Annotated in this window: 27 protein-coding genes and 1 tRNA gene; 9 read left to right on the top strand and 19 right to left on the bottom strand. The window is 65.7% G+C overall.

The genetic code is table 11. The features are described from left to right. The first annotated feature begins 21 nt into the window (after nt 1-21). The 4 genes from SALA_RS11905 (at nt 22) to SALA_RS11890 (ending at nt 3,528) form a co-directional block, all read left to right on the top strand. Entirely contained in the window at nt 22-456 is a 435-nt protein-coding gene (locus tag SALA_RS11905; RefSeq protein WP_011542618.1) for a TIGR01244 family sulfur transferase, read from the top strand. Then, nucleotides 453-857, top strand: a complete 405-nt coding sequence (locus SALA_RS11900) for a hypothetical protein (protein WP_011542617.1) — start codon at nt 453-455, stop codon at nt 855-857. The genes SALA_RS11905 and SALA_RS11900 overlap by 4 nt, the downstream gene beginning before the upstream one ends. Further along, complete coding sequence (locus SALA_RS11895) at nt 850-1,764, top strand: sterol desaturase family protein (protein ID WP_011542616.1); 915 nt, start codon at nt 850-852, stop codon at nt 1,762-1,764. Before SALA_RS11900 ends, SALA_RS11895 begins: the two co-directional genes overlap by 8 nt. Before the next feature lie 177 nt (nt 1,765-1,941). Next, nucleotides 1,942-3,528, top strand: a complete 1,587-nt coding sequence (locus SALA_RS11890; protein WP_011542615.1) for a GMC family oxidoreductase — start codon at nt 1,942-1,944, stop codon at nt 3,526-3,528. 39 nt (nt 3,529-3,567) lie between these two features. Here SALA_RS11890 and SALA_RS17335 read toward each other — a convergent pair whose 3' ends face one another. Continuing rightward, nucleotides 3,568-4,107 carry a winged helix-turn-helix transcriptional regulator gene (locus SALA_RS17335; RefSeq protein WP_011542614.1) on the bottom strand — a complete coding sequence of 180 codons (540 nt, stop codon included), beginning with the start codon at nt 4,105-4,107 and terminating at the stop codon, nt 3,568-3,570. A gap of 62 nt (nt 4,108-4,169) precedes the next feature. Here SALA_RS17335 and SALA_RS11875 point away from each other — a divergent pair, with 62 nt between their 5' ends. Next, the gene (locus SALA_RS11875; protein WP_011542613.1) at nt 4,170-4,544 is read left to right on the top strand and encodes a VOC family protein; all 375 of its coding nucleotides are present in this window, start codon (nt 4,170-4,172) and stop codon (nt 4,542-4,544) included. A 480-nt stretch (nt 4,545-5,024) separates the two neighbouring features. On the opposite strand, the gene SALA_RS11870 is transcribed toward SALA_RS11875, so the two are convergent. The 12 genes from SALA_RS11870 to SALA_RS11815 all read right to left on the bottom strand — a co-directional run bounded on the left by SALA_RS11870 (nt 5,025) and on the right by SALA_RS11815 (nt 16,439). Further along, entirely contained in the window at nt 5,025-7,385 is a 2,361-nt protein-coding gene (locus SALA_RS11870) for a TonB-dependent receptor (RefSeq protein ID WP_011542612.1), read from the bottom strand. A gap of 296 nt (nt 7,386-7,681) precedes the next feature. Next, nucleotides 7,682-9,151: an ammonium transporter gene (locus SALA_RS11865; RefSeq protein ID WP_011542611.1), complete on the bottom strand. Its 1,470-nt coding sequence runs from the start codon at nt 9,149-9,151 to the stop codon at nt 7,682-7,684. An 18-nt stretch (nt 9,152-9,169) separates the two neighbouring features. Beyond that, a complete protein-coding gene (locus SALA_RS11860) occupies nt 9,170-9,508 on the bottom strand; it encodes a P-II family nitrogen regulator (RefSeq protein WP_003043080.1) in 339 nt (112 codons plus the stop codon). A 333-nt stretch (nt 9,509-9,841) separates the two neighbouring features. After that, nucleotides 9,842-10,537 (bottom strand): endonuclease/exonuclease/phosphatase family protein, encoded by a 696-nt coding sequence (locus SALA_RS11855; RefSeq protein ID WP_011542610.1) that lies wholly within the window; start codon nt 10,535-10,537, stop codon nt 9,842-9,844. Between the two features lie 69 nt (nt 10,538-10,606). Further along, a complete protein-coding gene (locus SALA_RS11850) occupies nt 10,607-10,819 on the bottom strand; it encodes a DUF2007 domain-containing protein (protein ID WP_011542609.1) in 213 nt (70 codons plus the stop codon). Next, nucleotides 10,819-11,385, bottom strand: coding sequence for a pyridoxamine 5'-phosphate oxidase family protein (locus tag SALA_RS11845; protein WP_011542608.1), 567 nt, complete (start codon nt 11,383-11,385; stop codon nt 10,819-10,821). Before SALA_RS11845 ends, SALA_RS11850 begins: the two co-directional genes overlap by 1 nt. A 28-nt stretch (nt 11,386-11,413) precedes the next feature. Continuing rightward, nucleotides 11,414-11,983, bottom strand: coding sequence for a DUF924 family protein (locus tag SALA_RS11840; protein ID WP_041384086.1), 570 nt, complete (start codon nt 11,981-11,983; stop codon nt 11,414-11,416). Between the two features lie 138 nt (nt 11,984-12,121). Then, nucleotides 12,122-12,520, bottom strand: a complete 399-nt coding sequence (locus SALA_RS11835) for a hypothetical protein (RefSeq protein WP_011542606.1) — start codon at nt 12,518-12,520, stop codon at nt 12,122-12,124. 79 nt (nt 12,521-12,599) lie between these two features. Next, nucleotides 12,600-13,835: a hypothetical protein gene (locus SALA_RS11830; protein WP_011542605.1), complete on the bottom strand. Its 1,236-nt coding sequence runs from the start codon at nt 13,833-13,835 to the stop codon at nt 12,600-12,602. 217 nt (nt 13,836-14,052) lie between these two features. Next, a complete protein-coding gene (gene tldD, locus SALA_RS11825) occupies nt 14,053-15,495 on the bottom strand; it encodes a metalloprotease TldD (RefSeq protein ID WP_011542604.1) in 1,443 nt (480 codons plus the stop codon). A 51-nt stretch (nt 15,496-15,546) separates the two neighbouring features. Continuing rightward, nucleotides 15,547-15,750, bottom strand: coding sequence for a zinc-finger domain-containing protein (locus tag SALA_RS11820; RefSeq protein ID WP_041383307.1), 204 nt, complete (start codon nt 15,748-15,750; stop codon nt 15,547-15,549). A 128-nt stretch (nt 15,751-15,878) separates the two neighbouring features. Then, nucleotides 15,879-16,439 carry a DUF4402 domain-containing protein gene (locus tag SALA_RS11815; RefSeq protein WP_011542602.1) on the bottom strand — a complete coding sequence of 187 codons (561 nt, stop codon included), beginning with the start codon at nt 16,437-16,439 and terminating at the stop codon, nt 15,879-15,881. A 102-nt stretch (nt 16,440-16,541) separates the two neighbouring features. On the opposite strand from SALA_RS11815, the gene SALA_RS11810 reads away from it, so the two are divergent. Beyond that, entirely contained in the window at nt 16,542-17,465 is a 924-nt protein-coding gene (locus SALA_RS11810; RefSeq protein WP_011542601.1) for an ABC transporter ATP-binding protein, read from the top strand. A gap of 99 nt (nt 17,466-17,564) precedes the next feature. Beyond that, nucleotides 17,565-19,151, top strand: coding sequence for an L-aspartate oxidase (gene nadB, locus SALA_RS11805; RefSeq protein ID WP_011542600.1), 1,587 nt, complete (start codon nt 17,565-17,567; stop codon nt 19,149-19,151). 102 nt (nt 19,152-19,253) lie between these two features. Here nadB and SALA_RS11800 read toward each other — a convergent pair whose 3' ends face one another. Together SALA_RS11800 and SALA_RS11795 are read right to left on the bottom strand one after the other, a co-directional pair. Next, on the bottom strand, nt 19,254-20,462 hold the full coding sequence (locus SALA_RS11800; protein WP_011542599.1) for a M20 metallopeptidase family protein: 1,209 nt from the start codon (nt 20,460-20,462) through the stop codon (nt 19,254-19,256). 56 nt (nt 20,463-20,518) lie between these two features. Beyond that, nucleotides 20,519-21,694, bottom strand: coding sequence for an acyl-CoA dehydrogenase family protein (locus SALA_RS11795; protein WP_011542598.1), 1,176 nt, complete (start codon nt 21,692-21,694; stop codon nt 20,519-20,521). Nucleotides 21,695-21,789: 95 nt separating this feature from the next. On the opposite strand from SALA_RS11795, the gene SALA_RS11790 reads away from it, so the two are divergent. Continuing rightward, nucleotides 21,790-23,049 (top strand): dipeptidase, encoded by a 1,260-nt coding sequence (locus SALA_RS11790; protein WP_011542597.1) that lies wholly within the window; start codon nt 21,790-21,792, stop codon nt 23,047-23,049. Nucleotide 23,050: 1 nt separating this feature from the next. Here SALA_RS11790 and SALA_RS11785 read toward each other — a convergent pair whose 3' ends face one another. Both SALA_RS11785 and SALA_RS11780 read right to left on the bottom strand, forming a co-directional pair. Next, nucleotides 23,051-23,458, bottom strand: coding sequence for a DoxX family protein (locus tag SALA_RS11785; RefSeq protein WP_011542596.1), 408 nt, complete (start codon nt 23,456-23,458; stop codon nt 23,051-23,053). After that, entirely contained in the window at nt 23,455-24,759 is a 1,305-nt protein-coding gene (locus SALA_RS11780) for an FAD-dependent oxidoreductase (RefSeq protein ID WP_011542595.1), read from the bottom strand. Before SALA_RS11780 ends, SALA_RS11785 begins: the two co-directional genes overlap by 4 nt. Before the next feature lie 154 nt (nt 24,760-24,913). Between SALA_RS11780 and SALA_RS11775 the strand changes: the two genes are divergently transcribed. Continuing rightward, nucleotides 24,914-24,987 (top strand) — tRNA-Gln (locus tag SALA_RS11775). Between the two features lie 35 nt (nt 24,988-25,022). Here the strand turns inward: SALA_RS11775 and SALA_RS11770 are convergent. Continuing rightward, nucleotides 25,023-25,757, bottom strand: coding sequence for a hypothetical protein (locus SALA_RS11770; protein ID WP_011542594.1), 735 nt, complete (start codon nt 25,755-25,757; stop codon nt 25,023-25,025). A gap of 10 nt (nt 25,758-25,767) precedes the next feature. After that, complete coding sequence (locus tag SALA_RS11765) at nt 25,768-26,979, bottom strand: toxic anion resistance protein (RefSeq protein WP_011542593.1); 1,212 nt, start codon at nt 26,977-26,979, stop codon at nt 25,768-25,770. Nucleotides 26,980-26,991: the final 12 nt, after the last annotated feature.

Below are 26,991 nucleotides of genomic sequence, written 5' to 3'. Positions count from 1 at the left end.
CGGCGGGAGTAGATCGCGGACATGAGCGATTTTCGTCCCCTGTCCGCCCAGTTCAGCGTCGCGCCACAGATCGGTATCACCGATGTCGCCGAAGCGAAAGCGCAAGGCTTTGCGATGGTGATCAACAACCGCCCCGACGGCGAGGAGCCCGCGGCGCCCCAAGGCGACGAAATTGCTCACGCTTGCGCCGCCGAGGGGCTGGCCTATGCCGCGATCCCGATCGGCCGTTCCGGGTTCAGCCACGCGCAGATCGACGCGCTCGACAAGTTGCTCGGCGATGCGACCGGACCGATCCTCGCCTATTGCCGGTCGGGAACGCGCTCGACGCATTTATGGGCGCTGGCGCGTGCGCGCGCCGGCGAGGATGTCGGCGCGATCGTCGAGGCTGCGGCGAAGGCGGGCTATGATCTGTCGGGGTTGCGGCCGATGCTCGACGCGCTGGCGGGGGAACGGTGACGGCGGTTCTTGTTCAGACGGGCGCGTCGCTCGTCGCGGTGCTGTTCGTCGCCTGGCTGGTCGGGAAACTCGAACTGGGCGCCGATCCGCGGATCGCGGATGAAGCCCATGCGATCCGCCTCGCCGAAGAGGCCGAGGCCGGGTTTCGCGGGGTCGAGGCGGGGCGCGACCGCGCGGGCTTTGCCGCGATCGTTCGCAATGGCGAAGGACGGATGCTGCTGATCCGCGCGCACGGCAATCATTTCGCGGCGCGGCCGGTCGATGCCGGCGTGATCGGTCGGCTCGACAAGGACTTCCTGACGCTGACGATGCCCGAAAAAACGTTCGGCGCGGTGACGCTGCAACTGGGGAAGGATGCGGGGATGTGGGCGAGCCGGATGCGGGAGGTGGTGCGTGGCTGAACTGCCCGATCCCGTCGCCTATGCGGTGCCCGGCTTCATCCTGTTGCTGATCGTCGAAATGATCGTGTCGCGGCGCAAGGACCGGAGCCGCTATGAAGCGCGCGATACGCTGACCTCGCTGCTGCTCGGCACAGGCAGTCAGGTCGCGGGCGCATTGGTCGGCGCGGCGGTGATCGGCATGGCGGTCTGGATCCATCAATTCCGGCTGTTCGACATCGGAATAACCTTCGGGCAATGGTGGTGGGCGTGGATCCTCTGCTTCGTCCTCGACGACCTTGCCTATTATGCCTTTCACCGCAGCGCGCACCGCGTGCGCTGGTTCTGGGCGAGCCATGTGATCCACCACAGTTCGCAGCACTATAATCTGTCGACCGCGCTCCGGCAGACGTGGACGGGCTTCTTCAGCCTTGCCTTCATCTTTCGCCTTCCGCTCTTCCTGATCGGCTTTCCGCCCGCGATGGTGTTCTTCTGCGCGGGGCTCAACCTGATCTACCAGTTCTGGATCCATACCGAGGCGATCCGGCGGATGCCCCGATGGTTCGAGGCGGTGATGAACACGCCCTCGCACCACCGCGTCCATCACGGGGTGAACCCGCGCTACCTCGACGCCAATTATGCGGGCGTGTTCATCATCTGGGACAAGCTGTTCGGCAGCTTCGTCGCCGAACGCGACGACGAGCCGGTACGCTACGGCATCGTCAGACAGCTCGGCAGCTTCAACATCTTGTGGGCCGCGGTGCACGAATGGGTCGGCATCGCGAAGGATGTCTGGCACGCGCCGTGGAAGCACAAGCTGGACTATATCTGGCGCGAGCCCGGCTGGAGCCACGACGGCAGCCGCGCGACGAGCGCGATGATCAAGGAGCGCTGGGCGGCGGGGCGGACGAGCGAGGAGGCGGCGGAGTAATAACCGTCGCCCGCGCGAAGGCGGGGGCCGCTGGAAGTTGACGCATCCATCGCCGAGTAAGCCCTAACGCGGCCCCGCCTTCGCGGGGGCGACGTATAGGCTTGCCACGCCGCTTAATGACATTCATGTAAGTCGCGATTGACCACCGAACCGGTGGCAAGGGAGAGCGGGCGCATCATGGATCAGTTCGACATCATCGTCATCGGCGGCGGCAGCGCGGGGAGCGCGGCGGCCGGGCGGCTCGCCGAGGACGGGGCGCGCACCGTCTGTTTGGTCGAAGCGGGCGGGACGAACGACATCGTGCGGGTGAAGACACCGGGTTTCATGCCCTTCATCCCCAAATCGTCGAACTGGCGATATGACACCGTGCCGCAACAGGGACTGAACGGCCGCATCGGATATCAGCCGCGCGGGCGCGGGCTGGGCGGGTCGAGCGCGATCAACGCGATGGTCTATATCCGGGGGCACGCCTTCGATTACGACCAGTGGGCGGCGCTGGGCGCGACCGGCTGGAGCTATGCCGACGTGCTGCCTTATTTCAAGCGCAGCGAGGGCAATGAGCGCGGCGGTGACGAGTTTCACGGCGGGGACGGGCCGCTGAATGTGATGGACCAGCGCTGGCCCAATGTGACGAGTCGACGCTTCGTCGAGAGCGCGACGGCGCTGCAATTGCCGCGCACTGCTGATTTCAACGGCCCTGACAATGAAGGCTTCGGCCTCTATCAGGTGACGCAGAAAGGCGGCGAGCGCTGGTCGGCGGCGCGCGCCTATGTCGAGCCGCTGCGCGGGCGATCGAACTTCGACATCCGCACCGGCGCGCTGGTCGAGAAGATTTTGATCGAGGAGGGGCGCGCGGTCGGTGTCACGATCCGCTGCGGGCGCCGCCGCGAGACGCTGCGCGCACGGGGTGGGGTCGTGTTGTCGGCGGGGGCGTTCGGCAGTCCGCAGATATTGATGCTGTCGGGGATCGGGCCCGGCGCGCATTTGCAGGAGATGGGGATTGCCGTCGCGCGCGACCATGCCGGGGTCGGCGACAATCTGCAGGACCATATCGATTATGTGTCGAGCTGGGAAACGCGCTCGACCGATCCCTTCGGCGACAGTTTCGGTGGCACCTGGCGGATGGTGAAGGCGATCGTCGAGCATCGCCGCCGCCGGACGGGGATCATGACGACCTGTTTCGCCGAAGCGGGGGGATTCTGGAAATCGCGCCCCGACCTGCCTGCGCCCGACGTGCAGTATCATTTCGTGCCCGCGATGCTCGAGGATCATGGCCGCACCAAGGTCAAGGGGCACGGCTTTTCGTGCCACGCCTGCGTGCTGCGGCCTGAAAGCAGAGGCACGGTGCGGCTGGCGTCCTCCGATGCCGCGGCGGCACCGACGATCGACCCCGGTTTTTTGACCGACGAGCGCGACATGGCGACGCTTCGCGCCGGGGTGCGGATGATGCACCGCATCGTCGCGGCGCCGCCGCTCGCCGATTATGCGGGGGTCGACCGCCATCCGGTGAACCTCGATGACGATGCCGCGCTCGACGCGCTGATCCGCAGCCGCGCCGACACCGTCTATCATCCCGTCGGCACGTGCCGGATGGGCAGCGATGCCGATGCGGTGGTCGATCCGACACTGAAGCTCAACGGCATCGACGGGCTGTGGGTTGCCGATGCGAGCATCATGCCACGACTGGTCAGCGGCAACACCAACGCGCCGAGCATCATGATCGGCGAAAGGGCAGCGGATTTCGTGAAGGCGGCTTTGAGTTAATTTGTGTCGTCATCCCGGCGAAGGCCGGGATGACGACGGTTATAAACAGGCTTCCGCCAACACGCGCCCGCGCCGCGTCAGATCGTATCGGCTCGCCGGGGGGCGCATATCCAGCACCTCGCGACGCACCAGCCCGTGCGTGCCGAGCGCGCTCAGCCCCTGCGACAGCGCGCGCGGGGTGGCGGGGGCGAGCAGGCGCGACAGCGCGTTGAAGCGGTGGTGCCCCGCGCCGATCCCCGCGACGATCGGCAGCCCCCACCGCGTCGCCGCGCCGGGGGGCAGGCCGATTGCGCTTTGTGCTTCGGCGATCGTCGCGGCGCGCGCGGCGGCGGCGGCTCCCGCTTCGGTGAGGATATATTCAGGGCGCAACGGATGGCCGTGGCCGGGATTGCGCTGCACCCAGCCAAGCGTAGCGGCGGCGTCGAGGGTGCGGGTCAGGCTGTCGCGCGCAAGGCCGAGCCGGTGGGCCAGCTCAACGAAGCGCGCGCCGCGGTGCGCCGCCAGATCGGCGAGCAGAGGTACGAGCCAGCGGTGGCTGCCAAGCTGGACGAGCAGCGGGTCGGGCGTGCTTGACGACATCTGCAAGTAACTATACAAACCGGACCATAGGTGCAAGCGCGGTGGTCATGGGAGGCAGGAAGATGGCATTGCAGATCGGGTCCGAACTCACCTGTTCGATGGGCGTGAAGGACATGACCGCGTCGATCGCCTGGTACGAGCGGGTGATGCAGTGCAAGCTGCTCTACCGCGTCGACGAGATCGGCTGGTGCGAGCTCAAGACGCCGATGGCGGGCGTGAATATCGGGCTCAGTCAGGTCGAGAGCGTCGTGCAGGGTGGCGGCGCGACCAATGTGTTCGAGGTTGCCGATATCGAGCAGGCGAAAGCGCATCTCGACGCCGAGGGTGTGCAGCAGGACGGCGGCATCCGGCATATTCCGGGGCTGGTCAAACTCCTCACTTTCTATGACCCCGACGGCAATGCCTTCATGTTCTCGCAATCCGAAATGGCGCCATGACGCCGGGCGGGCGGCTCGGCGCCCGCAACCGGCGACGGCTTCATCCGCCACGATGGCACGGCTGATCGGCAGGCGCGCGCCCGCCCGAAACTGGACCAGCAATTGGGGAAGCGCCGCCGGTCGAAATCGGCCGGTCGGTCTATCGCCTCGAAACGCCCGACCGGCTGGTCGTGCGCGATTCGGTGCTGGCGGATGACGGCGACTGGCAGCCCTTTGCCCCACTGCACTACCGCCGCAACAAGGGCTGAAAAGCGAGGGTTCCGGGCTTTATTCATGCTGCGCACAAAAAAAGAGGGCCGGAACTTTCGTCCCGGCCCAGCCTTTCAGGCTCTCCCCTCCTGAAACTGTTGACGCAATGAATGCCACATTAATGTCATGTTGGGAAGGCCAAAATTGCGGCAACGCTGCACAAAAATTGTGCAGCATTTCAGTTGAGAAAGGGGGCGATCCGATGCTGCGGTTCGCCCCCTCTTGTGCCGGTCAGAATGTCTTGCGCGCGGTGATGCCAAAGGTGCGCGGCTGGCCGACAGTGTAGCCAAGCCGCGCGCGGCCGCCGCGTTCGCGGTCGAACGAGAGCAGGGCGTTTTCGTCGAAGACATTGTTGACATAGGCGATCAGCGACAGGCCGTTGTCGAAATCGACGCCCGCGCTCAGATTGACGAGTTGATAGTCGGGCAGTTGCAGGTCGACCGTCGTCGATGCCCCGGCCGGGGCGCCGCCGAAGGGCAGGTTGTGGACGAAGGTGCGCGGGTTGTTTTCCTGGTCCGCCGGCTGGGTGTAGCGCGTGCCGACATGCTGGAAGGATGCCGCGACATACATGTTCGCGCGGTCACCGATCGGCCATTCATAACTGCCCGATGCCGTCAGCTGGAACTTCGGCACCGACGGCAGGCGGTTGCCGTCGCGGATACCCGTCGCGACCGTGAGTGCGCCCGGCAGCGTCGAGTCGAACTCGGCCTCGATGAGGCTGCCCGACAGGTTGAGGTCGAGCCCGTCGGCGGGCGACAGCCCCAGTTCGAACTCCACGCCCATCGAATGCGCCTTGGGCACGTTGAAGACGATGCGCGACGAACAGGTGCCGGCGTCGAGCGTGACCTGGAGATTCTTGATGTCGTTGTAAAAGCCCGCGGCGTTGAAGGTGAAACCGCGCCCCTGCGTCTTCACGCCGAGTTCGTAGTTCCACAATGTTTCATCGTCATAATCCTGAAACGCGCCGAACAAGGCTGCGTCCTGCGGCGAGCAGAGGGGCAGGTTCAAGGGATCGTTGACCCCGCCGAGGCGAAAGCCCTTCGACGCCTGGGCATTCACCGTGACATTGTCGCTGACGTCGTAGGACAGCAGGAAACGCGGGGTGAAGCCGCTCGACTTGGTGCTGTCGGTGCGGTTGTCTCCGTTGGCAAAGAGGCCGCCGGAGACGAAGCTGCGCGTTTCCTTGAAGTCATAATAGCGCCCGCCCGCCGTCGCGGTAAGGGCGTCGTTCAAATCATAGCTGATCTCACCGAAGATCGCGAACTGCTTGATGTCATAGGGCAGGTCGGCGTTATATGGCGAATCGGGGCCGAAGCCGTTGCGCGCGCCCGCCGAGGTTCCGGCTCCAAGCGTCGCATCGGTGACGGCATCATAGCCCGGCGTCGGCAGCCGCTGGGCATAGACGCGGTCGATCTTGGAATAGAAGCCGCCGACGAGCCACTGGAACGGCCCGTCATTGTCCGACGCAACGCGGACCTCCTGTGTCCAGGTTTCGAGGTCGGTGGTGTCGAGCAGGTTCGACGGCAGCAGCACGCCCGCGTCGGGGAACCCAAGGTCGACCGATACCGATCCGGTGAGCGCGCTCGCGTCACGGCTGACGAGGATGTCGCGGTTGATATAGCTCGTTACCGAGGTCAGCGTCGCGCCGCCCAGCCCGACGTCGATCTTGAGGTCGGCGATCAGCGTTTCATCCTCGAACGCCTCGCGCAGCAGCAGATATTGCTCGCGCTCGTCAAAGGTCACCGCGGGGCGCGTCGTGGTGAACTGGTTGGCGTAGAGGTTGTAGATTTCCTGCCGGTTGAAGCCGTCGGCCGTGACCTTCTGATAGACGATGCGCGGGGTGATCGAGAGGCTGTCGCTGGGCTCGAAGGTGAGCGCGATGCGTCCACCGTAGCGTTCGCCGCTGTTGACATCCTCCTTGCCCGCCGGACCGATCGCGTTGATGAAGCCGCCGTAGCGTGTGTAATAGCCGACCGCGCGCAGCGCCGCATTGTCGCCCATCGGCACATTGACCGCGCCCTTCAGATGGCCGCCGATGTCGTCACCGTCGACGAGGTTGAGATTCGCCTCGACGCTGCCCTCCATCACGCCGATCTTCGGCTGGTTGGTGATGTAGCGGATCGTCCCGCCGACCGAGCCCGAGCCGAAGAGCGTGCCCTGCGGCCCGCGCAGCGTTTCGACGCGGTTGAGGTCGTAAAGATCGATGTCGGGGGTGAAGAGCGAGAGCGAAATCACGCTTTCGTCGAGATAGACGCCGACCTGTTCCTTGACCCCCGGCTGGTCGCGCACGACCTGCCCGGCGGACACGCCGCGCACCGACACCTGGCTCTGCCCCGGCCCGAGGTTCTGGACCGACAGTCCCGCGACGTTGCGCGACAGATCCTCGAGCGTCACCGCGCCCGATTTCTGGATGTCCTCGGCGGTTTGCGCGTTGATCGAAAAGGGAATGTCCTGAAGATTGGCGTCGCGCTTCGTCGCGGTGACGATGATGATGTTGCCGTCATCCTCGGCAGCGGCGTCCTGCGCCGTGGCCGGGGTCGCGACAAGCGCAAGCGAAGACAGGCCCGCGAGCAATGATGCCCGTGCATTCATGATAATCCTCCTCCTGGTGGCCGATCTGGCGTCGGTCCGGCGGCGAAGGTGCGCTTCTTGTCGCAATTGCGCAATGGCGCACGAATCGGTCGCGACCGATTGACGGCGCGCTGTTGCATCGGCGCCACGGTCGAAAAATGACCGGAGTAAAACCCCGGCCCGCGGCCATCCCGGCCACGTTAAAAAAAATGGCCGGGGATAAACCCCGGCCAGTGGTTCGCAGGAGGAACCTGGTGAGGATCCCGCCGCCGTCTTTTGAAAGGAGAGAGACGTGCGGCGACGGGTATCCTGTCTCGTCAAAGATTGTAGGCGCGCTCCCCATGTTCGGCGAGGTCGAGTCCCTCCTGCTCGACGTCCTTCGTCGGGCGCAGGCCGATGGTGTATTTGAGGCCGAGGAACAGCACCGCGCTGACCACACCGGTCCACAGCACGGTGGTGCCGACGGCCCAGATCTGGGTCATCACCTGGCCAGTCAGGTCGAACTCGCCGGCCACGGCGACGGGCGCGGTGTAATCGATCCAGCCCTGACCGCCCCACGCCGGATTGGCGACGAAGCCGGTGCCGATCGCGCCGATGATGCCGCCAACCGCATGAATGCCGAACACGTCGAGCGAGTCGTCATATTTGAACTTCTTTTTCACCGTGGTGACGAAGAAGAAGCAGCCCAGCGAGGCGACGGCGCCGAGCAGGATCGCGGTGCCGGGATGGGCGAAGCCCGCCGCCGGGGTGATCGCGACGAGACCGGCGACCACGCCGGACGCAGCGCCCAGCAACGACGGTTTCTTGTGTACGATCTGTTCGATGATCGCCCAGGTCGCGCCCGCAGCCGCAGTTGCGACGAGCGTATTGATGAAGGCCAGCGCGCCAAAGACGTTGGCTTCGAGACCCGAACCGGCGTTGAAACCGAACCAGCCGATCCACAGCAACGAGGCGCCGATCATCGTCATGACCAGATTGTGCGGGGGCATCGGTTCGGTGTTGTAACCCATGCGCGGACCGATCACGAGGCAGCCGACCAGACCGGCAATACCCGCGTTGATGTGGACGACGGTGCCGCCGGCAAAGTCGAGCGCACCCCAGCCCCACAGCAGACCCATGTCGGTCGGCGCGGCGTGCAGGAAGTCCGGACCGGCCCAGTACCACACCATGTGCGCGATCGGGAAATAGGCGAACGTCAGCCAGAGCACGGTGAAGATGATCAGCGGGGTGAACTTCACGCGCTCCGCAAACGCCCCGACGATCAGTGCCGGGGTGATGCAGGCAAAGGTCATCTGGAAGATCACAAAGACATATTCGGGGAGATACACCCCGTTCGAGAAGGTGGCGGCAAAGGTCGTCACATCGACGCCGGCAAGGAACGCCTTGTCGAGACCGCCGACAATCGTCGGCCAGGGCGTACCGGTGGAGGTGAAGGCCATCGAATAGCCCCAGCTGAACCAGACCAGCGCGGCGACGCAGACGATGGTCAGCACCTGCATCAGCACCGACAGCATATTCTTAGCGCGGACCAGGCCGCCGTAGAACAGCGCCAGCGCAGGCACCGACATCATCAGCACCAGCGCCGAGGCGACGAGCATCCAGGCCACGTCGCCCTTGTTGACCATTTCGGCGGTCGGCACAAAAGCGGCGGGCGCCGCGGCTTCGGCCGCGGGCGCTGCTGGTGCGGCCACCGCGGTTGCGGCCTCTTGCGCCCAGGCGGGCAGCGCGGCGAACAGCGAAAGGCCCACGGCCCCGGCGCCCGCCGCAATCTTGTTTGCGAACGTCATAGTTTCCCCCTTCGTCATTTAGAGAGCCGCCTCGCCGGTCTCGCCGGTGCGGATGCGCACCGCCTGACCCACGTCGAGCACGAAAATCTTGCCATCGCCGATCGACCCGGTGCCGGCGCTTTGTTGCAGCGTTTCGACCACCCGCGGTGCGAGCGCGTCGTCGCAGACGAGCTCGATCTTCACCTTGGGCACCATGTTGGTCGCATATTCGGCGCCGCGATAGATTTCGGTCTGCCCCTTTTGCCGTCCGAACCCCTTGACCTCGGTCACGGTCATGCCGGCGATGCCCAGCCCGGTGAGCGCTTCGCGCACCTCGTCGAGCTTGAACGGTTTGATGATTGCCAGGATCAGCTTCATGATGCCCCCTTTTGCTAATGGCACCATGTTGCGGTGCAACAGCCGTGCCAGATTGCGTCGCGCGAGCAAAAGTTGACATTTTGTGATGGTTTTTGAGTCGCTCACGCACCAGATCGTGCGTTTGATGGGCAGGCGAGGCAGAGCTTTGCCTAATTTTTGGGCAGAAGAAGCACCGTCGCCCCCGCGAAGGCGGGGGCCGCTGTCGGTTTATGCAGCGACGCGGGAAAAGGCCGGTGGCGGCCCCCGCCTTCGCGGGGGTGACGATCTTTAATCGACTGCCTTAGAGCGCGATGACATGATATTGATCCACCGTGACGGAGGATCAATATCATGTCATCGCGCTCTAAACCGCGCCCAGATCGGCAGATGATCCGACGCGCGCGCGGCGAGGGCGCTGCGGTGGACGCCGGCATCGACCGGATCGAGGTCGGGTGAGGCGAAAATGCGGTCGAGCTTGGCGACCGGGCGGCGGCTGTGAAAGCTGTGCCCCGTGTCGACGAGCCGATGCTCGGCGCCGAAATCGGCGAGGCAACCGCCCGTTTGCCGCCATTCGTTGCAGTCGCCCATCAGGATCGTCGGCAGTTTTTCGCCCTCGGCGATGTGGTGCAGGATCGCCCGCGCCTGCTGGCGGCGCCGCAGCCCCGAAATGTCGAGGTGCATGCCGACGACGCGCAGCCGCGTGTCGCCGATCCGCACCGTCGCGGCGACCGCGCCCCTCGGTTCGAGCGTCGGCAGGTGGAGCGCATGGCTTTCCTCGACCTCGGCGCCCTTGCGCACGAGCAGCGCATTGCCGTGCCAGCCGATCGCATAGGGACGACCGTGGAGCAGGTCGACGGGCACATAATCGCTATGCTCCTCGAACATGTGCGGCGGGATCGCGCTCGCGCGCGTGCCGAAGCGGCGATCGGCCTCCTGCAACGCGACGATGTCGGCGTCGAGTTCGCGCAGCACCGCCAGCACGCGGCCGGGATCGCGGCGACGGTCGAGCCCGATGCCCTTGCGCATATTGTAACTGGCGACCTTGATCATGCGGTGGAACAGCGGCTTTCAATGCTTCTTTGATATCAACACGAATGGCAGCGGGCTTCGGTTGCGCGCCTACTCCGCGCCAAACTCGGCCATCAGCGCCCGTGCCTCGCCCAGATCCTCGTCGAGCACCATGATCCGCACCGGGATCATCAGCCCGACGCTTTCGGCGATGTTCATGCCCGCGTCGAAGCACACGGCGTGGACGCCCGCGCTTTCGAGGCGGCCGCGCAGCAGTTCGGCCTCGGCGCCGTTGGGCAGGCGCACCAGCTCGACCAGCGGCATCAGGCGGTTTCCCCGGCGATGAAGCGGTCGGTCGGGCGCGTCGGCAGGCCGTCGATGCTTTTCGTGCGCTCCTGAAACTTCTCGACCCACAGCGCGGGATCGGCCTGCCGGTGATATTTCTGCAGCGTCTCGCGCTCGCCTTGCAATTCCATCATCGGTACGCCCCAGCCGCAGCTCGTCTGCACGCTGTCGACGTCGATCACGAAAATCTGGCGCGTACCGGGGAGCAGGGTGAAATGCGCCGCGAGTGCGTCCCACTCGGCATCCTGCGGCAGCACGGGGTGGCCGTGGCCGTAAATGCGCAGGATCAGCGCACTGCGGTCGAAGGCGCAGAACATGATGGTGATTCGGCCGTCCGCGGCCAGATGTGCGTGGGTTTCGTTGCCCGACCCGCCGAGGTCGAGATAGGCGACCTGCCGTTCGGACAATATCCTGAAACTGTCGGCATAACCCTTGGGCGACAGGTTGATGCGGCCGTCGCGCGCGGCGGTCGCGGTGAAGAAGACCGGCTGCTTTTCGATGAAGGCGATATGTTTGTCGGTCAGCGTGTCGGTGAATTCGGCCATGGCGCGTCTCCCAGTCGCGGCCTGCCTATCACCAATTCCTGCCCTCTTCTATCGCTGCCTCTTCCTCCGGCCGGGTCGCGCGGCCGAGCGCCTCGTTGCGGTGCGGAAAGCGGCCAAAGCGGTCGACGATGTCGAAATGCTTCTGCGCATAATCCCGGAACATCGGGTCGTCGAACGCGGCGAAAAGGCGCAGCGATTCGCGCTGGTCGTCGATGTCTTCGCTGTGCTGAAAGGGCAGGCAGGCGAACTTGCGGCGCTCGTCGGGCCAATTCTGGTGCCAGCCGCGCGTCACGATGCCGCGCGCGATCGCGCGGGCGAGGCTGTCGGTGGCAAAGGCGTCGGCGTGGCCGCGGTAGATGTTGCGCGGAACCTGGTCGAACAGGATCGCCGCAGCGAGTGCGGTGTCGGGATCGGTGAGGAAGGCGTCGGCGGGCTGCGAGCGAAGCGCCTGGTGCCAGTGTTCGGCGAGGTCGCGAACCTCGGCGTCGAAATCGGGGCCGCCGCCGTACCAGTCGTCCATCGTATGACGGTCGAACCAGAAGGCGAGCAGTCGCTGCGCCCAGTCGGCGGGGGGTGGGGGAATGTCGGTGGCAGCCAAGAATTGTTTCTCCATCATGCGTCATCCCGGCGCAGGCCGGGATCTCGCCATCACGTCAAACCGCGACGGTGAGATCCCGGCCTGCGCCGGGATGACGAGCTTAGTTGAGGAGGCTTGGGGCGCAACCCGCGCCTGAGCTTATTCTGCCTTGACCAGCTTATAGGGAACGAAATCGCCGAGCGAGACAAAACCGGCGTACATCCGGCTGACCCGGTCGCGCAGTTCGACCGTGTCGATATTGCACAATTGGCTGCCGATCGTCCTGGTGACGAGGATGTCGTCGTCGTCGAGCGACCTCGCGCCGCCTTCGGGACGGTTGACCCACAGTGTGCTGCCAATGCGATAGACGATCGCGGTCTCGTCGATGATCTGCGAACTGCTGACATTCGACAGGGTGATGCATCTTTGCGGCTCGCCCGCGACGCGGCCTTCGAGCAGCTTGGCGAGCCTGGCTTCGGGATCGCGCTTTTCGGCGGCAGCGGCGGGGGTGGCGGCGAGCGCGGCGGCGGCGATCAGCGCCGGGATCAGATGACGCATGGTTCGACTCCTGTCTTCAAACATGCCCTACCGCCGACTCGTTTAGCGTGTCCGGTGTGAACGGGCGCTGACCGCGCGGTCAGCACGTCCCGTCGGGCAGCGGGATGCCGAGCGGGCCTTTACACTTCTTTTTCTTCGGTTTTTCTGCGGGTGCGTCGCTACCGCCGCTCATCCCGCCCATGCCGCCGAAATCGGCGCCGATCAACAGCATGGTGTGCGAGCGGAAGCGCACCTTCGCGGTCCAGTCGATGGTCCACGCCGCATTGCCCGTGGGCTTGGGCGGATAGGCGAAGCTCGCTTCGGGGCCAAAGGCGTTTAGGTTGCCGAACATCATCTCGCCCGACGCCTTCTTGACCTCGGCGGGGATCTGGCAGCTCGTCTGCGCGGGCGGCATGACGATCTTTTGCGTGACGAGTCTTGCGACGGTCGCGGGCGGCAGCCAGTCCCAGAGGCCGCCGCCGAACTGCTGCGACGCGCTGCTCGTCCACCACACCATGTCGCCATTGCCGCCGCCGCGATCCATGCCGCCGAACGCCCAGGCGACATAGCCGGTCGCGCCCTGGAGCGCATTCCAGCGGATCATCACCGACCCGTCGCCCTGCATCGCGGTGGAGGCATTCAGCGCGGGCATATAATCCTGCGCAAGCGTGAAATTGATCTCCGGCCCGACATTGCCCGCGACGCGGTGTGCGCCGAGCAGCGAGCTGTCCTTCGGCACCGCTTTCGACGATTTGGCGTTCGGCCAGTCGGCGTAGGACGCGCTGTTCGACGCCATCACCTCGCGGATGCGCGGGACGGTCGAGGTGAAGAGGTTTGGCGGCACCTGTCCCGCCGCGACCTTGGCGAAATCGATCACGACGGGCTGGCCCGGCCCCGCCCTGGCGCCGCAGCCCCAATAGAGCAGCAGGCGGCCCTTCGGACGCTCGAAATTGTCGGGCATGTCATTGCCGTCCTCGCGCGGGCGCGGCTGGCTGGGTTCGGGGCCCCACAGCGGCAGCGACGCGCCGAGCCTGGCCTGCGGCGGGAAAAAATGATCGGCGCGCACGGGGGGCCTGGCTGGCGCCTGGTTCGACCCCAGGCGCAGTTCGATCGTGCGCGCGACCTGGTTGTCGGGTCCGCCGCCGAACATCATCCCCATCATCCCGCCGACGCCGGGCTTGCGCCCGCCCGCGGTCATTGCGGCAAAGCCCGACGCGGTCGCGACGTCCATTTCATAACGTTCGCTGGGGCCGGTGGTCCTTTGCGCCGACCCCGGAACGGCGGCGAGCAGCGCGGCGATGGCGGTGACGGAAACGAAACGCAGACTCGAACGCATGCAAACCTCCCTGTTGCGGGGGTGCCCCCACGGATGATGCGACCGGAATCTGTTCTGGTTTGCGCATGTATAGGCGCAGGTTGGGCGAACGCCAAGTGAGGGCGATCACACAGCCGTCATTGCGAGCGAAGCGACGCGATCTCCAGCCATCGCCGTCACGCAAGGCTGGTAGCTGGAGATTGCTTCGTCGCTTCGCTCCTCGCAATGACGGGGCGCGCTAGGCCGTCCCGCCCACGGTCAGGCCGCTCACCAGCAAGGTCGGCTGGCCGACGCCTGCGGGGACGCTCTGCCCCGCCTTGCCGCATACGCCGATGCCTTCGTCGATCGCCATGTCGTTGCCGATGCCGGTGACCTTGGTCAGCACGCTCGGCCCGTCGCCGATCAAGGTTGCGCCCTTGATCGAATCGCCCAGCTTGCCATTCTCGATCTTGTACGCCTCGGTGCAGCTGAACACGAATTTTCCCGATACGATGTCGACCTGTCCGCCGCCGAAGCTCTTCGCGAAAATGCCGTTCTTGACACGCGAGAGAAGCTCGGCGGGATCGTCACGGCCGCCGCGCATGAAGGTGTTGGTCATCCGCGGCATCGGCGCGTGTGCGAAGCTCTCGCGGCGGCCGTTGCCCGTGGGTTCGACGCCCATCAGTCGCGCGTTGAGCCGGTCCTGCATATAGCCCTTCAGGATGCCGTCCTCGATCAGCACGGTTTCGCCCGTCGGGGTGCCTTCGTCGTCGATGCTGAGCGAGCCGCGGCGGCCACCGCCGACGGGACTTTCCATCGCGCCGTCGTCGACCACGGTGACACCGGGCGCGGCGACGCGCTCGCCGATGCGGCCCGAAAAGGCGCTGGTGCCCTTGCGGTTGAAGTCGCCCTCGAGGCCGTGGCCGACGGCTTCGTGCAGCAGCACGCCCGGCCAGCCGGGACCGAGCAGCACGGTAAACTCGCCCGCGGGGGCATCGACGGCGCGGAGGTTGACGAGCGCCTGGCTCAGCGCCTCGTCGATCGCGCGGTTCCACTGCGCTTCCTCGAACAGATGATCGTACATGTAACGGCCGCCGAGGCCGAAATAGCCGCTCTCGCGCCGCCCATTCTCCTCGACCACGATCGAGACGTTGAGGCGGACGAGCGGGCGGATGTCGGTCGCGAGGAAGCCGTCGGCGCGGACGATCTCGACGACCGACCAACTGCCCGCGAGCGCAACCGAAACCTGCACGACGCGCGGATCGCGTGCGCGCGCGGCGGCGTCGACTTGCTGGCACAGCGCGACCTTCTTTGCGAAGGGGACCAGGTCGAGCGGGTTCGCCTCGTCATAAAGATGGCGGTTGGTGCGCGGCGGCGGTGCGGCGTGCGCCTGTTTCGCCGGATCGAGCAGCGCGAGCGTCTCGGCCGCGCGGCGGATCGCGTCGGCGCTGATGTCGCTCGCGTGTGCAAAGCCCGTCATCTCGCCCGACACGGCGCGCAGGCCGAAACCCGCATCGGTCGAATAGTCGGCGGTTTTCAGCCGCCCGTCGTCGAAGCCGAAGCTCTCGGTCGCGCGATATTGCAGGTAAAGTTCGCCGTCGTCGGCCTTTGCCAAGGCCTCGCACGCGAGCTTTTGCGCCAGATCGGGGTCGAGCGCGTCGGCGCGATAGAGGAAGCGGCGGGGATCGGTGGGGCTTGTCATCGAACCGATATAGGGACGCGGGGCCGCCGACGCAAAGGCCGTTCGTCCGGGCTATGCCTTATCCGCGACGCCGCCGATCAGCACGAAGCGGCGGTCGCAATAGCCGCAATCGACGAAGCCGGCGTCGGGGTCGATTTCGAGCCACACACGCGGATGGCCGAGCGCCGCATCGGCGAGGCCGTCGCCGGTGCCGTCGCAGGCGATGCGGGTCCTGGGTGTGCGGATGGTTTCGGGGGCGGGTGCAGGCTGGGTCATCGCTCGCGCCCATAGCAAGCGGGGGAAGGGTCGGCAATCGGCTCTAGATGAGGACCATGACGGCACCGGTGCAAGCCCCCTTCCGGGTGCCAGTGGTCCCCCGGTGCCGTCGTCCCCCCACAGAAGAACTAAAGATAGTTGAGCGTAATCGTGAAGGTGCCGCTATATTCGCCGGGTGCCTGGTTCGCGCCGACCTCAAGCGTCGCACCGACGGGAAAATTATAATTGCCGAGCGGCGAGGTGATTCGAAAGCGCGTCGGCCGGGTTGACAGGATCGCGGTCGGCGTGCTGCCAATCTCGAAAGTGCGGACGCGCATCCGCGTGCCCGGTCCGGTGATCCAGATCGCATTCGATCCCAGCGAGATATCGACCTGACGGTTGAAACTGCCCAGCCCGGCGAAGCGCGCGGGCGCACCGCCGTCGCCCACCAGCGTGACGCCGCCGGTGCGGGAGCGCGATCCGTCGGGTTCGATCGTCACCGTTCCCGCGCTATTCGACGGGATGATGTCACCGAAGTCGAGGTCGTTGACCTTGAAGAAGGAAAGCGGACGAAGCACGATGGCTTCGGCTTCGGCCTGCGTGGTCGATTGCGCCAGTGCCGGCGGTGCGGCGGCGGACGCGATCAGCATCGCAAGCGCGCTCAGGCTGCGCGACATCGGCAGCGGACGAAAGATGTGGCTGGTCCTCACAGGAGGCCCCTTAACCCGCGACTTTCCAATTTATCGTTAACATCGGGTTCGGTGCCAAATGCCGCCTTTCGCCAGCGCGACCGCGCCGCTATGGAGGCGGCCATGAGTGAAGCCGCGATCCGCATCGATGCCGTCTCCAAAATCTATGCCGGCGGCAAGCAGGCGCTCGACAATGTCAGTTTCGACGTGCCGCGAGGGGAGATTTTCGGACTGCTCGGCCCCAATGGTGCGGGCAAGTCCACGCTGATCAATATCCTCGCGGGGCTGGTCAACAAGACCAGCGGCCATGCGAGTATATGGGGATTCGACATCGACGCCGATCCCCGGAATGCCAAATATTCGATCGGCATCGTCCCGCAGGAGATCGTCTTCGATCCCTTCTTCACACCCTATGAGACGCTGGAGAATCAGGCGGGGCTTTACGGCGTCCCAAAGGCGAAGCGCATTTCGGACGAGCTGCTCGCGGCCGTCCACCTGTCCGACAAGCGCGACGCCTATGCGCGCACGCTGTCGGGCGGCATGAAGCGGCGGCTGCTCGTCGCCAAGGCGATGGTCCATTCGCCGCCGATCATCGTTCTCGACGAACCCACGGCAGGGGTCGACATCGAACTGCGCCAGCAGCTCTGGGACTATGTGCAGTCGCTCAATGACCGCGGCGTCACCGTGGTGCTGACGACGCATTATCTGGAAGAGGCCGAGGAGCTGTGCGACCGGATTGCGATCATCAACCATGGCCGACTGATCGCGAACAAACCGACACGCGAGCTGGTCGATATGGCGCGCGAGAAGATCGTCGTCGTGACGCTGGACCACGACATCACCGACCTGCCGACCCACCCCGCCTTCGACAAGATCGAGCGCGAGGGGACGCGCGGCCTCGCGATCAGTTACAACAAGGACCGGATGAACGCGGGCGAAGTGCTCGCCGCGGTCAACGCCATGGGGCATGGCATCGTCGACGTTTCGACGCGCGAGGCCGATCTGGAGGATGTGTTCCTCAATCTGACGCGCGCGGCGAATGGGTGAACCCCGGTTCCCGTCCGTGTCGAGCGGAGTCGAGACACCCATAAGGACAGCGCAAGGCCGAGGGGCATCTCGACTTCGCTCGATACGAACGGAAATTTGATGGCCGCTGATTCTTCCCACGACGTCATCATCATCGGCTCAGGCGCTGCCGGTCTCACCGCCGCCATCGCGCTCGCCGATCATTGTCGTGTGCTCGTGCTCGCGAAGGGCGATCTGACTGGCGGGTCAACGGCCTGGGCGCAGGGCGGCATCGCCGCGGTGCTCGACGCGGGCGACACATTCGACAATCATATCGAGGACACGATGGTCGCGGGGGCGGGATTGAGCCGGCGCGAGACGGTCGAGTTCGTGATTGAAAATGCCCCGCGAGCGATCGAACGGCTCGCCCGGATGGGCGTGCCCTTCAACATGGAAGAAGGCGGGTTGCACCTCACCCGCGAGGGTGGCCATTCGCACCGCCGCATCGTCCATGTCGACGACGCGACCGGCTGGGCGGTGCAGGCGGCGCTGCTCAAGACCGCCGAGGCGCATCCGAACATCACGCTGCTGCCGGGGCAGGCGTGCATCGACCTCATCACCGGGCGGCACGAAGCGCGCTATTCGGGGTCGGGGCGCGTATGGGGCGTCTATGCGCTCGACGAGGCGAGCGGCACGGTCCACGCGCATGTCGGCCGCGCGACAATCCTTGCGAGCGGCGGCGCGGGGCGCGTCTATCAATTTTCGACCGCGCCGCGCGGCGCGACCGGCGATGGCATCGCGATGGCCTGGCGCGCGGGCGCGCGCGTCAGCAACATGGAAATGATGCAGTTCCACCCGACCTGCCTGTTCAACCTCGACGTCAAGAATTTCCTGATCACCGAGGCGGTGCGCGGCGAGGGCGGGATTTTGAAGCATCCCGAAACCGGGCACCGCTACATGCCCGATTACGATCCGCGCGCCGAACTGGCGCCGCGCGACGTGGTGGCGCGCGCGAACGACGACCAGATCAAGCGTTACGGCCTCGATTATGTCCACCTCGACATCAGCCATCAGGACCCCGATTTCGTCGCAGGCCATTTCCCCAACATCTACGACAAGCTGCTCGGCCTCGGCATCGACATGACGAAGCAGCCGATCCCGGTGGTCCCGGCGCAGCATTATACCTGCGGCGGGGTGCTGATCGACCTTGCGGGTCGCACCGACCTGCCGGGGCTGTACGCGGCGGGCGAATGCTCCGAAAGCGGACTGCACGGCGCGAACCGCCTTGCGTCGAACAGCCTGCTCGAATGTTTCGTGTTCGGCGAGGCGGCGGCGAAGGACATCATCGCGCGCTGGGACCAGCTCGAACCGCCCCCCGCGATCCGCGCGTGGGACGAAAGCCGCGTCACCGATTCCGACGAAGAGGTCGTCATCAAGCAGAACTGGACCGAAATCCGCCGCTTCATGTGGAATTATGTCGGTATCGTGCGCACGACCAAGCGCCTCGAACGTGCCCGGCATCGCATCGCCTTGTTGCGGCATGAAGTGCATGAATATTATTCGCAATTCCGCGTGACCACCGACCTGATCGAACTGCGCAACCTCATTGAAACCGCCGATCTGATCGTCCGCAGCGCGCTCCACCGCAAGGAAAGCCGCGGGCTGCATTATACGCTCGACTATCCCGGGATGCTGCCGCAGGCGGTGGATACGGTGCTGGTGCCGTGAGGTTGGGGTAAGAAAATCTCACGCAAAGGCGTGAAGGCGCAAGGACGAAGACATCCCAAACGCGATGGTCGTTGGCGATGCGACGAACGCCTTTGCGTGAGACTATTCCTGCCCGAACCCCTCGTTCAAAAACCGTTCTGCCAGCGCTGCGTGCAGCGCCGCGCCGCGCGCCATGACCTTTTCGTCCAGCACCATGCGGTTGCTGTGCAGGCCGCAGCATTGGCGCCAGTCGCTGCCTGCGTGGCTGGCGCCGAGCCAGAACATCGCGCCGGGGACTTTTTCGAGGACATAGGCGAAATCCTCGGCGCCCATCACCGGATTGTCCATCGTCAGCCACGCCGCTTCGCCGAACACATTCTCGACGACGCGCTGACCGAAGGCGGCGGCGCGGCTGTCGCAGATGGTGACGGGGAAACCTTCCTCGATATGGACCTCGGCGGTGCAGCCATGCGCTTCGGCGATTGCGGGAGCGAGGCGATTCAGCTCGCGCGCGACCATGGCGCGGCGTTCGGGTGACAGGGTGCGGATCGTGCCCAGCATCTCGGCGGTCTCGGGGATGATGTTGTTCGTGGTCCCGGCAGTGATCTTCGCGATCGTGACAACCGCGGGATCGAACACCGAAATGCGTCGCGTCACCATCGTCTGGATCGCGGTGACGATCGCGCAGGCGACGGGGATCGGATCGACCGCATCGTGCGGCATCGAAGCGTGCCCGCCCGCGCCCTTGACGGTAATCGAGAGGACATCCGACGAGGCGAGCAGCGGCCCCGCGCGCCCGGCAAAGATGCCGTGCGGCGCGTTGGGCATGATGTGGAGCGCAAAGGCGGCGTCGGGCAGCGGGTCGATCAGCCCGTCGTCCAGCATGAAGCGCGCGCCATGATGGCCTTCTTCGCCCGGCTGGAACATGAACAGGACGGTGCCGGGCAAGCGGTCGCGCGCCGCGCAGAGCAGCTTCGCCGCGCCGACCAGCATCGCGACATGCGTGTCGTGCCCGCACGCATGCATCGCGCCGGTCGTTTCGGACGCGAAATCGAGCCCGGTGTCCTCGACGAGCGGCAGCGCATCCATGTCGCCGCGCAGCAGCACGGTGCGCCCGTTCGCGGGCCCGCGCAGGATCGCGACCAGCCCGGTCGTCGAGGGCCCCTCGCGAAACTCGAGCGGCAACCCTGCGAGCGCGTCCTTGATCTTGGCGAGCGTCCTGGGGTTCTGGAGGCCCAGCTCCGGCTCGCGATGAATCGCGCGGCGCAGGTCGACAAGGTCGTCGAGGAGGGTTTCGGCCTCGGCGGGCCAGCTATGCGATGAATTGTCCATGCGGCGAATGTGCCGCGAAGGCCCGTCTGTGTCGAGAGGCCGCAGGCTCGCCTATTCTAACGCTTGCCACCAAACAACTGCCGCCCCGCGAGGTCGAGCATGATTTCCTCGCTGCCGCCGCCGATCGCATTGACGCGGACCTCGCGGTAGATGCGCTCGACCTTGCTGCCGGTGATGTAGGACGCGCCTCCCAGCACCTGCGCCGCTTCGCGCGCGACGGCCTCCAGCATTCGCGTTGCCTGCACCTTGAGCATCGCGAAATCGGCAGGACGGTCCTTGCCCTCCTTCACCTGCCACGCGCACAAATCGACCCACGCCTGCGTCGCCTCGATCTGGCGTTCCATGTCGGCGAGCTTGATGCGGATCGACTGGTGGCCGACGAGCGGACGCCCAAAGGTTTCGCGATGCTGCGCCCACTCGGCGGCTTCGGCCATCGCGACGCGGGCATAGGCGCAGCAGCCCATCGCCATGCCGAGCCGTTCGCCGTTGAAATTGCGCATGATGCCGATGAAGCCGCCATTCTCCGGCCCGATCAGATTTTCGACGGGGACGCGGACGTCGCTGAAATGGATCGCGGCGGTGTCGCTGCACCGCCAGCCCATCTTGTCGAGTCTTGTCCGTTCGACGCCGGGCGAGTCCATGTCGATCAGCAGCAGCGAGATGCCGCCCGCACCCGGCCCGCCGGTGCGCACCGCGCAGGTCAGCCAGTCGGCGCGCATGCCGCTGGTGATGAACATCTTGTCGCCATTGACGATATAGCTGTCGCCGTCCCTGACCGCTGTCGTCCTGAGGTTCGCGACGTCGCTGCCGCCGCTCGCTTCGGTGATGCCGAGCGCGATGATCTTCTCGCCCGCGAGCACCGGCGGGGCGACGCGCTGTTTCAAATGATCGGACCCCAGCGCAAGGATCGGCGGCAGGCCGATGCCGTGCGTCATCAGCGACGCGCCAAGCCCCCCTGCGCCAACCGCGGCCAGCTCTTCGGTGACGACAAGCCCGTGGAAAATGTCGAAACCCTTGCTGTGCCCGCCATATTGCTCGGGATAGCGCAGGCCAAGGATGCCCGCTTCGGCGGCCTTTTTGTGCAGTTCGCGCGGCAGTTCGCCTTCGGCTTCCCAGCGGTCGATGTTGGGCGCGATCTCGCGTTCGACGAAGCGGCGGACGCTCGCGGCCAGCGCCTCATGGGTTTCGCCATAATAGGGCGAACGGGCGCGCCAGTCGTCGAAAGCTGTCATGCACCGATGCTGCGCGGGGTTGACGTAAACGTCAAGGTGCCTTTCTTTCGCCCGCGCGCTTGCGCTGCGCGATCAAGCGGTTAGGGTCGCGCGCCATGAACAAAGCCTCCTTGCTCGTCAGCCTCGCCGCGCTCGCCCTTGTTTCCAGCCCCGTCGCCGCCCAGACCTCGCCCGAGGCGGTGGCCGCGGCCGCGCTCAAGAAGGCGCCGGTGTTCGACGGGCATAATGACGTGCCCTGGGCGCTGCGCGCGCGCGTCGATAACGTCATCAATGATTTCGATTTCGTCGACACGACCGATACCGCGACCGGGGACCGGATCGCGATGCACACCGACCTCACCCGGCTGCGCCGCGGGCATGTCGGCGCGCAATTCTGGTCGGTTTACGTTCCCTCGACCACCAACGAGGCGAAAGCGGTGCAGCAGACGATCGAGCAGATCGACGTGATGAAGCGGCTGGTCGCGCGCTATCCCGCCGACCTGATGCTCGCCGACAATTCCGCCGAGCTGGAAAAGGCGATGAAGGCGGGCAAGGTCGCCGGGATGCTGGGGATCGAGGGCGGGCATTCGATCGGGTCGAGCCTGGCGGTGCTGCGCGAAATGTATGGCATGGGCGTACGCTATATGACGCTGACCCACGGCAGAAATGTGCCATGGGCCGACAGCGCGACCGACGCACCGGAGCATGGCGGCCTCACCGATTTCGGGCGCCAGGTGGTCCAGGAAATGAACCGCATCGGCATGATCGTCGATCTGAGCCACGTCAGCGAGGCGACGATGAAGGATGCGCTCGCGGCGTCGAAGGCGCCGGTGATGTTCAGCCATTCGGGCGTGCGCGCGATAAACGATCATCCGCGCAATGTCCCCGACAGCGTGCTGCCCGCGGTGAAGGCCAATGGCGGGATCGTGATGGTGGTGTTCCTGCCGGGCTTCCTCGACGCCGATGTCCGCGCGCATGGCCTCGACCGCACTGGCGTGGAGGCGCGGCTGAAGGCGATGTATCCGGGCGATCCCGCGGCGGTTGCGGCGGCGCTCACGGCGTGGGACGCTGCGAACCCCGCCCCGAAAACGCAGATTGCCAGGGTCGCCGACCATATCGACCATCTGAAACACATGATCGGCGTCGACCATATCGGACTCGGCGGCGACTATGACGGTATGGATTCGGCGCCCGTGGGCATGGAGGATGTCGCGGGCTATCCGGCGCTGTTCGTCGAGCTGGCGCGGCGCGGCTATTCGCAGGCCGAGCTGGAGAAGATTGCGAGCGGCAACATGCTGCGCGTGCTGAAGGCGGTCGAGGCCTTTGCCGCAAGCCAGAAGGGTCAGCCGCCGGTCGAAACGCCGGTGGCGAAATAGCCTATCGGTCCGTACCGTGCCGAAATGGCCACTCCACCGCGCCGCTTGCCCATAGCGCCCACCAGATGATGAGTGGCTGCGCGGCGAGGCGGGGGCCGTGATACCACCAGCCGAGCGTCGCGCCGCCGATCGCGACATTGGCGAGCGCATGGTGAAGATTGGCGGGCCAGACGCACAGGGCATAGAAGGCGAGCCCCCAGCCCGCCGCCTTGCGCATGGCGGGGATCGTCAGGCCGATCGCGCCCGCGATCTCGGCGATCCCGGTCACCGCGACGACCAGTTCGGGCCGCGGCACCCACGGCGGGGTGATCGCGAGGAAAGGCTCTGGGGTCGCCAGATGCCGCCAGCCCGCATAGCCATAAGCGAGCGTGAGCAGCCAGCGCAGCGCGGTGCGGATGCGCTGCCTCACCGTCCGATCGCGGCGAGCATCGCCTCGACGCTGGTGAACTTTTCGCGCGGGCTCCCGTCGAGCGCGGCGGCCACCTCCGCCGCGTCGATCCGGCGCCAGTCGCGGAAGGTGACGGGCGCGATGCCGCGGCTGGCGAGCAGCGCGTCGAGCCCCGGCCGCCCCACCTTGCCCGCACCGCGACCGATATCCTCCAGCACCATTTCGGCGACGCGCGCGCCATCGGGCTTGTTGGTGCCGATCGTCCCCGATGGTCCGCGCCGCGCCCAGCCGACGCAATAGAGACCAGGCAATATCCGCCCCTCGTCATTGGCAAAGCGGCCGCGGCCATGCTCATAGGGCACACCAGGGATCGGCGGGGTCTGGTATCCGATGCAGCTGATCACCAGCCCCGCGTCGATGGCGTAGGTTTCGCCCGTGCCGTGGCTGCGCAGATCGGCGTCGAGTTCGGTTCGTTCGACGATCACGCGCTGGACACGGCCGCCATTTTCGTGCGTGCCCTCGATCGCGACGGGCATGGCGAAAAAATCGAAGTCGATCGTCACCGGTTTGGCGACCGGATTGGCGGCAAAGCTGCGCAGATGCGTCACCGACTTGCGCATCCCCGGTTCGAGCAGCGCGTCGCCGCCCTCGTCGGGCAGGTCGGCGGGGTCGACGCGCGGGCTCGCGCGCTCAAGGTGCGCCAGTTCGCCAAGCTCCTTGGGCGTCATCGCGATCTGGTGCGGGCCACGGCGGCCGAGGATGTGGATATGCCGCACACCGCTGGCCGCGAGCGCCGTGCGCGCGTGCGCGACGATGTCGCTACCGGCGAACTCGGCGGACGTCTTGGCGAGGATGCGCGCGACGTCGAGCGCGACATTGCCGTTGCCGATCACCGCGACGCCTGGGGCATCGAGCGGCGGATCGAGATGCGCGAAATCGGGATGGCCGTTGTACCAGCCGACGAAAGCGGCGCTGCCGATCACCCCGCGCAGATCGGCGCCGGGAATGCCCAGCGGTCGGTCGTTCGGCGCGCCGGTCGCGAGAATGACCGCGTCATACAGTGCGACCAGCTCCGCGATACTGACGTCGGCACCGACCGCGACATGGCCGACGAAGCGGACATTGTCGGTCAGCGCGACGCCTTCATAACGGCGCGACACCGCCTTGATCGACTGGTGATCGGGCGCGACGCCGGTGCGGATCAGGCCATAGGGAACGGGCAGGCGATCGATGACGTCGACCGCAATGTCGTCCGCCTTCTGCAATGTTTCGGCGGTGTAATAGCCCGCCGGACCCGACCCGACGATCGCGACATGACGCATCAGCCCACTCCTATGCAGGTGCCTGCGCCGCGACGCGGCCCCCTTGTTATGCGGGCGATGCTAGCGGCGAAATGCGGCAGGGCAAGCAGACTGTTGCCGATCGGCGCGGCGGCCTTGACAGCGCGCGCGCCGGATCATATTGCGCGCCCCTCCTTGCCCCGTCGTCTAATGGTAAGACTACGGATTCTGATTCCGTCTATCGAGGTTCGAATCCTCGCGGGGCATCCAGTTTCCAGACAGTGGACTTTACCCGGAACCCGGCGTCAGTCTTGGCGGCCGGTGCCGTCATCGCCATCAAGCCCCTGATATTTGAGCTGGAGATAGCGTTCGCGCGTCGCGAGCTTGTCGAGTTCGCCTGCGGCGAGGCTGCGCGCGGCATTGCCGATTTCGCTTTCGAGCATTTTCAGGCCGCCGACGAGCGTTTCGTCGGGGGTGCGGCCGGCGTGGGCTTCGGTGCGGAGGCCCGCGGGGATGCGCTGATAGCCCGCGACGAGTTCGGGCAGATCCTCGCCGACGAGTTTGCGGATGTTCGCTGCGGCGGGTGTCGCGGGGTCGAGCGTCTGGAGTTGCGGCGCGAGCAGGTCGAGCTGGACGCCGATACCGTCGATCAGCTGGCGTGCGGGGGCAGGCAGCGCGGGGCGCTGCGCCTCGAGCCAGATTTCGGTGCGCCCGGCGAGCTGTTTCAAGTCGGTTTTCGGAAGATCCGCCTGGCGCGGTTCGGGAAAGGGTGGCCATTTGCCGAACAGCACCGCGACGCCGATAAGCAGGACGAAGAGCGCGAGCAGCCCGGTGAAGCCGAGCGGCTGGATCAGCGCGCCGAAGATAGCGGCGCCGAGCAGCAGCACGCCGCCCGCGATCAGCATCCGGCCCAGCTTCTTGTAGAGATGCTGGCGGCGCAGCGCGACGCTCTTGGTGCCGATCGGCCGCCGCCGGTCGCGCGACCGTTCGATCGCCGATTCGGCCGAGAGGCGGATCTTGTCGACTTCGCTCATGCTCATCGCGTCGCCGTCATCCCTCGATTGCGGTGAGCGGGCTCTCGGCGCCGCCGACGCTCGCCTGCGCCTGGGCCGCGCCCTCGGCGCGCGCGATATAGCCCTTCGACTTGGCGACCTCGCCCTCCAGCGTCGTCACCGTGGTCTTCATGCTGTCGAGCGCCTTCAGCTTGAAGGTGTCGATCGCGTCCATCGTGTCATAGATATTCTGAAAGGCGCGTTGCAGCGTTTCCATCGGGATCGTGCTCGACGCCGCCTGTTCGTGGATGCGCGCAGTATTGTCCTTGAGCATTTTCGAGGTGCCGTCGATGATGTTCGCGGTGGTGGTGTTGAGCGCGGTGATCTGTTCGAGCACCAGCTTCTGATTGGTCATCGCCTGCGCAACGGTGATTGCGGTCTTGAGCGCGCCGACGGTGGTGGTGCTGGCGCGCTCGACGCCCTTCACCAGCTCGATATTGTTCTTCTTGACGAGGTCGAGCGCGAGATAGCCCTGCACTGTGACCGCCATTTGCGTCAGCAGGTCCTGCGTCCGCTGGCGCGCATAAAACAGCGCATTTTCACGCAATACCTTCGCCTTGGCGGGATCGACACCGTCGAGTTCGGCAGCCTTCTCTTCCAGCTTGCGGTCGAGCGTCTGGGCGATGTGGACCATCTGCTCCAGCTTTCCCATCGCTTCCCACAGCTTGCGGCGTTCGACGTCGATGGCGGCATTGTCCATCAACAGCTCGTCCTTGCCGTTCGCAAGCGCGGTGAGAATGCTTGATATATGCGACTGGGCGCTGCGGTATTTGGCGAAATAGTTGGTTACGCTGCTGCCGAACAATTTGTCGAGCAGGCCGCGCTTGCTGATCAGCTTGCCATTCGCCGACGGATCTAGCCGTTCGACCGTATTGCGCAGCTCGATCAGATTCTGGCCGATGTCGGTGTCGCGATCCATCGCCTTGATCGGGCGGTCGAGGAAACGGTTCGACTGGTTCGCCGCTTCCAGCATTTCCTTGCGGCCCATATTGGTGATCTGGTCGACCTTTTGTCCGAATGCTGGCGAATTGACGTCCTGTGCAACCAGATCGTCGATGAAGCCGTCGACGCGTTCCTCCAGCTTCGATTTCTGTTCGGTCGACAGGGGTACAAGGCCGGCCGCCTTGTCAGGCGTCACTGCGGGCACGGGTTCGGGCGGCGTCAGCTTCAGCTCGTCGGTTGCGGTCGCCGTGGCGGTCACTTCGCTCATTCGTCTTCCTTC

This window comes from Sphingopyxis alaskensis RB2256, assembly GCF_000013985.1.
GTDB classification, from domain to species: Bacteria; Pseudomonadota; Alphaproteobacteria; order Sphingomonadales; family Sphingomonadaceae; genus Sphingopyxis; species Sphingopyxis alaskensis.
This window is presented reverse-complemented; position numbering and strand designations above follow the sequence as displayed.

Bases quoted from the DNA above. Each gene is read 5' to 3' on its own strand.
- SALA_RS11905 (WP_011542618.1), top strand. From the start codon at position 22: ATGAGCGATTTTCGTCCCCTGTCCGCCCAGTTCAGCGTCGCGCCACAG.
- SALA_RS11890 (WP_011542615.1), top strand. From the start codon at position 1,942: ATGGATCAGTTCGACATCATCGTCATCGGCGGCGGCAGCGCGGGGAGC.
- SALA_RS17335 (WP_011542614.1), bottom strand. From the start codon at position 4,107: ATGTCGTCAAGCACGCCCGACCCGCTGCTCGTCCAGCTTGGCAGCCAC.
- SALA_RS11875 (WP_011542613.1), top strand. From the start codon at position 4,170: ATGGCATTGCAGATCGGGTCCGAACTCACCTGTTCGATGGGCGTGAAG.
- SALA_RS11870 (WP_011542612.1), bottom strand. From the start codon at position 7,385: ATGAATGCACGGGCATCATTGCTCGCGGGCCTGTCTTCGCTTGCGCTT.
- SALA_RS11865 (WP_011542611.1), bottom strand. From the start codon at position 9,151: ATGACGTTCGCAAACAAGATTGCGGCGGGCGCCGGGGCCGTGGGCCTT.
- SALA_RS11860 (WP_003043080.1), bottom strand. From the start codon at position 9,508: ATGAAGCTGATCCTGGCAATCATCAAACCGTTCAAGCTCGACGAGGTG.
- SALA_RS11855 (WP_011542610.1), bottom strand. From the start codon at position 10,537: ATGATCAAGGTCGCCAGTTACAATATGCGCAAGGGCATCGGGCTCGAC.
- SALA_RS11850 (WP_011542609.1), bottom strand. From the start codon at position 10,819: ATGCCGCTGGTCGAGCTGGTGCGCCTGCCCAACGGCGCCGAGGCCGAA.
- SALA_RS11845 (WP_011542608.1), bottom strand. From the start codon at position 11,385: ATGGCCGAATTCACCGACACGCTGACCGACAAACATATCGCCTTCATC.
- SALA_RS11835 (WP_011542606.1), bottom strand. From the start codon at position 12,520: ATGCGTCATCTGATCCCGGCGCTGATCGCCGCCGCCGCGCTCGCCGCC.
- SALA_RS11830 (WP_011542605.1), bottom strand. From the start codon at position 13,835: ATGCGTTCGAGTCTGCGTTTCGTTTCCGTCACCGCCATCGCCGCGCTG.
- tldD (WP_011542604.1), bottom strand. From the start codon at position 15,495: ATGACAAGCCCCACCGATCCCCGCCGCTTCCTCTATCGCGCCGACGCG.
- SALA_RS11820 (WP_041383307.1), bottom strand. From the start codon at position 15,750: ATGACCCAGCCTGCACCCGCCCCCGAAACCATCCGCACACCCAGGACC.
- SALA_RS11810 (WP_011542601.1), top strand. From the start codon at position 16,542: ATGAGTGAAGCCGCGATCCGCATCGATGCCGTCTCCAAAATCTATGCC.
- nadB (WP_011542600.1), top strand. From the start codon at position 17,565: ATGGCCGCTGATTCTTCCCACGACGTCATCATCATCGGCTCAGGCGCT.
- SALA_RS11800 (WP_011542599.1), bottom strand. From the start codon at position 20,462: ATGGACAATTCATCGCATAGCTGGCCCGCCGAGGCCGAAACCCTCCTC.
- SALA_RS11795 (WP_011542598.1), bottom strand. From the start codon at position 21,694: ATGACAGCTTTCGACGACTGGCGCGCCCGTTCGCCCTATTATGGCGAA.
- SALA_RS11790 (WP_011542597.1), top strand. From the start codon at position 21,790: ATGAACAAAGCCTCCTTGCTCGTCAGCCTCGCCGCGCTCGCCCTTGTT.
- SALA_RS11780 (WP_011542595.1), bottom strand. From the start codon at position 24,759: ATGCGTCATGTCGCGATCGTCGGGTCGGGTCCGGCGGGCTATTACACC.
- SALA_RS11770 (WP_011542594.1), bottom strand. From the start codon at position 25,757: ATGAGCATGAGCGAAGTCGACAAGATCCGCCTCTCGGCCGAATCGGCG.
- SALA_RS11765 (WP_011542593.1), bottom strand. From the start codon at position 26,979: ATGAGCGAAGTGACCGCCACGGCGACCGCAACCGACGAGCTGAAGCTG.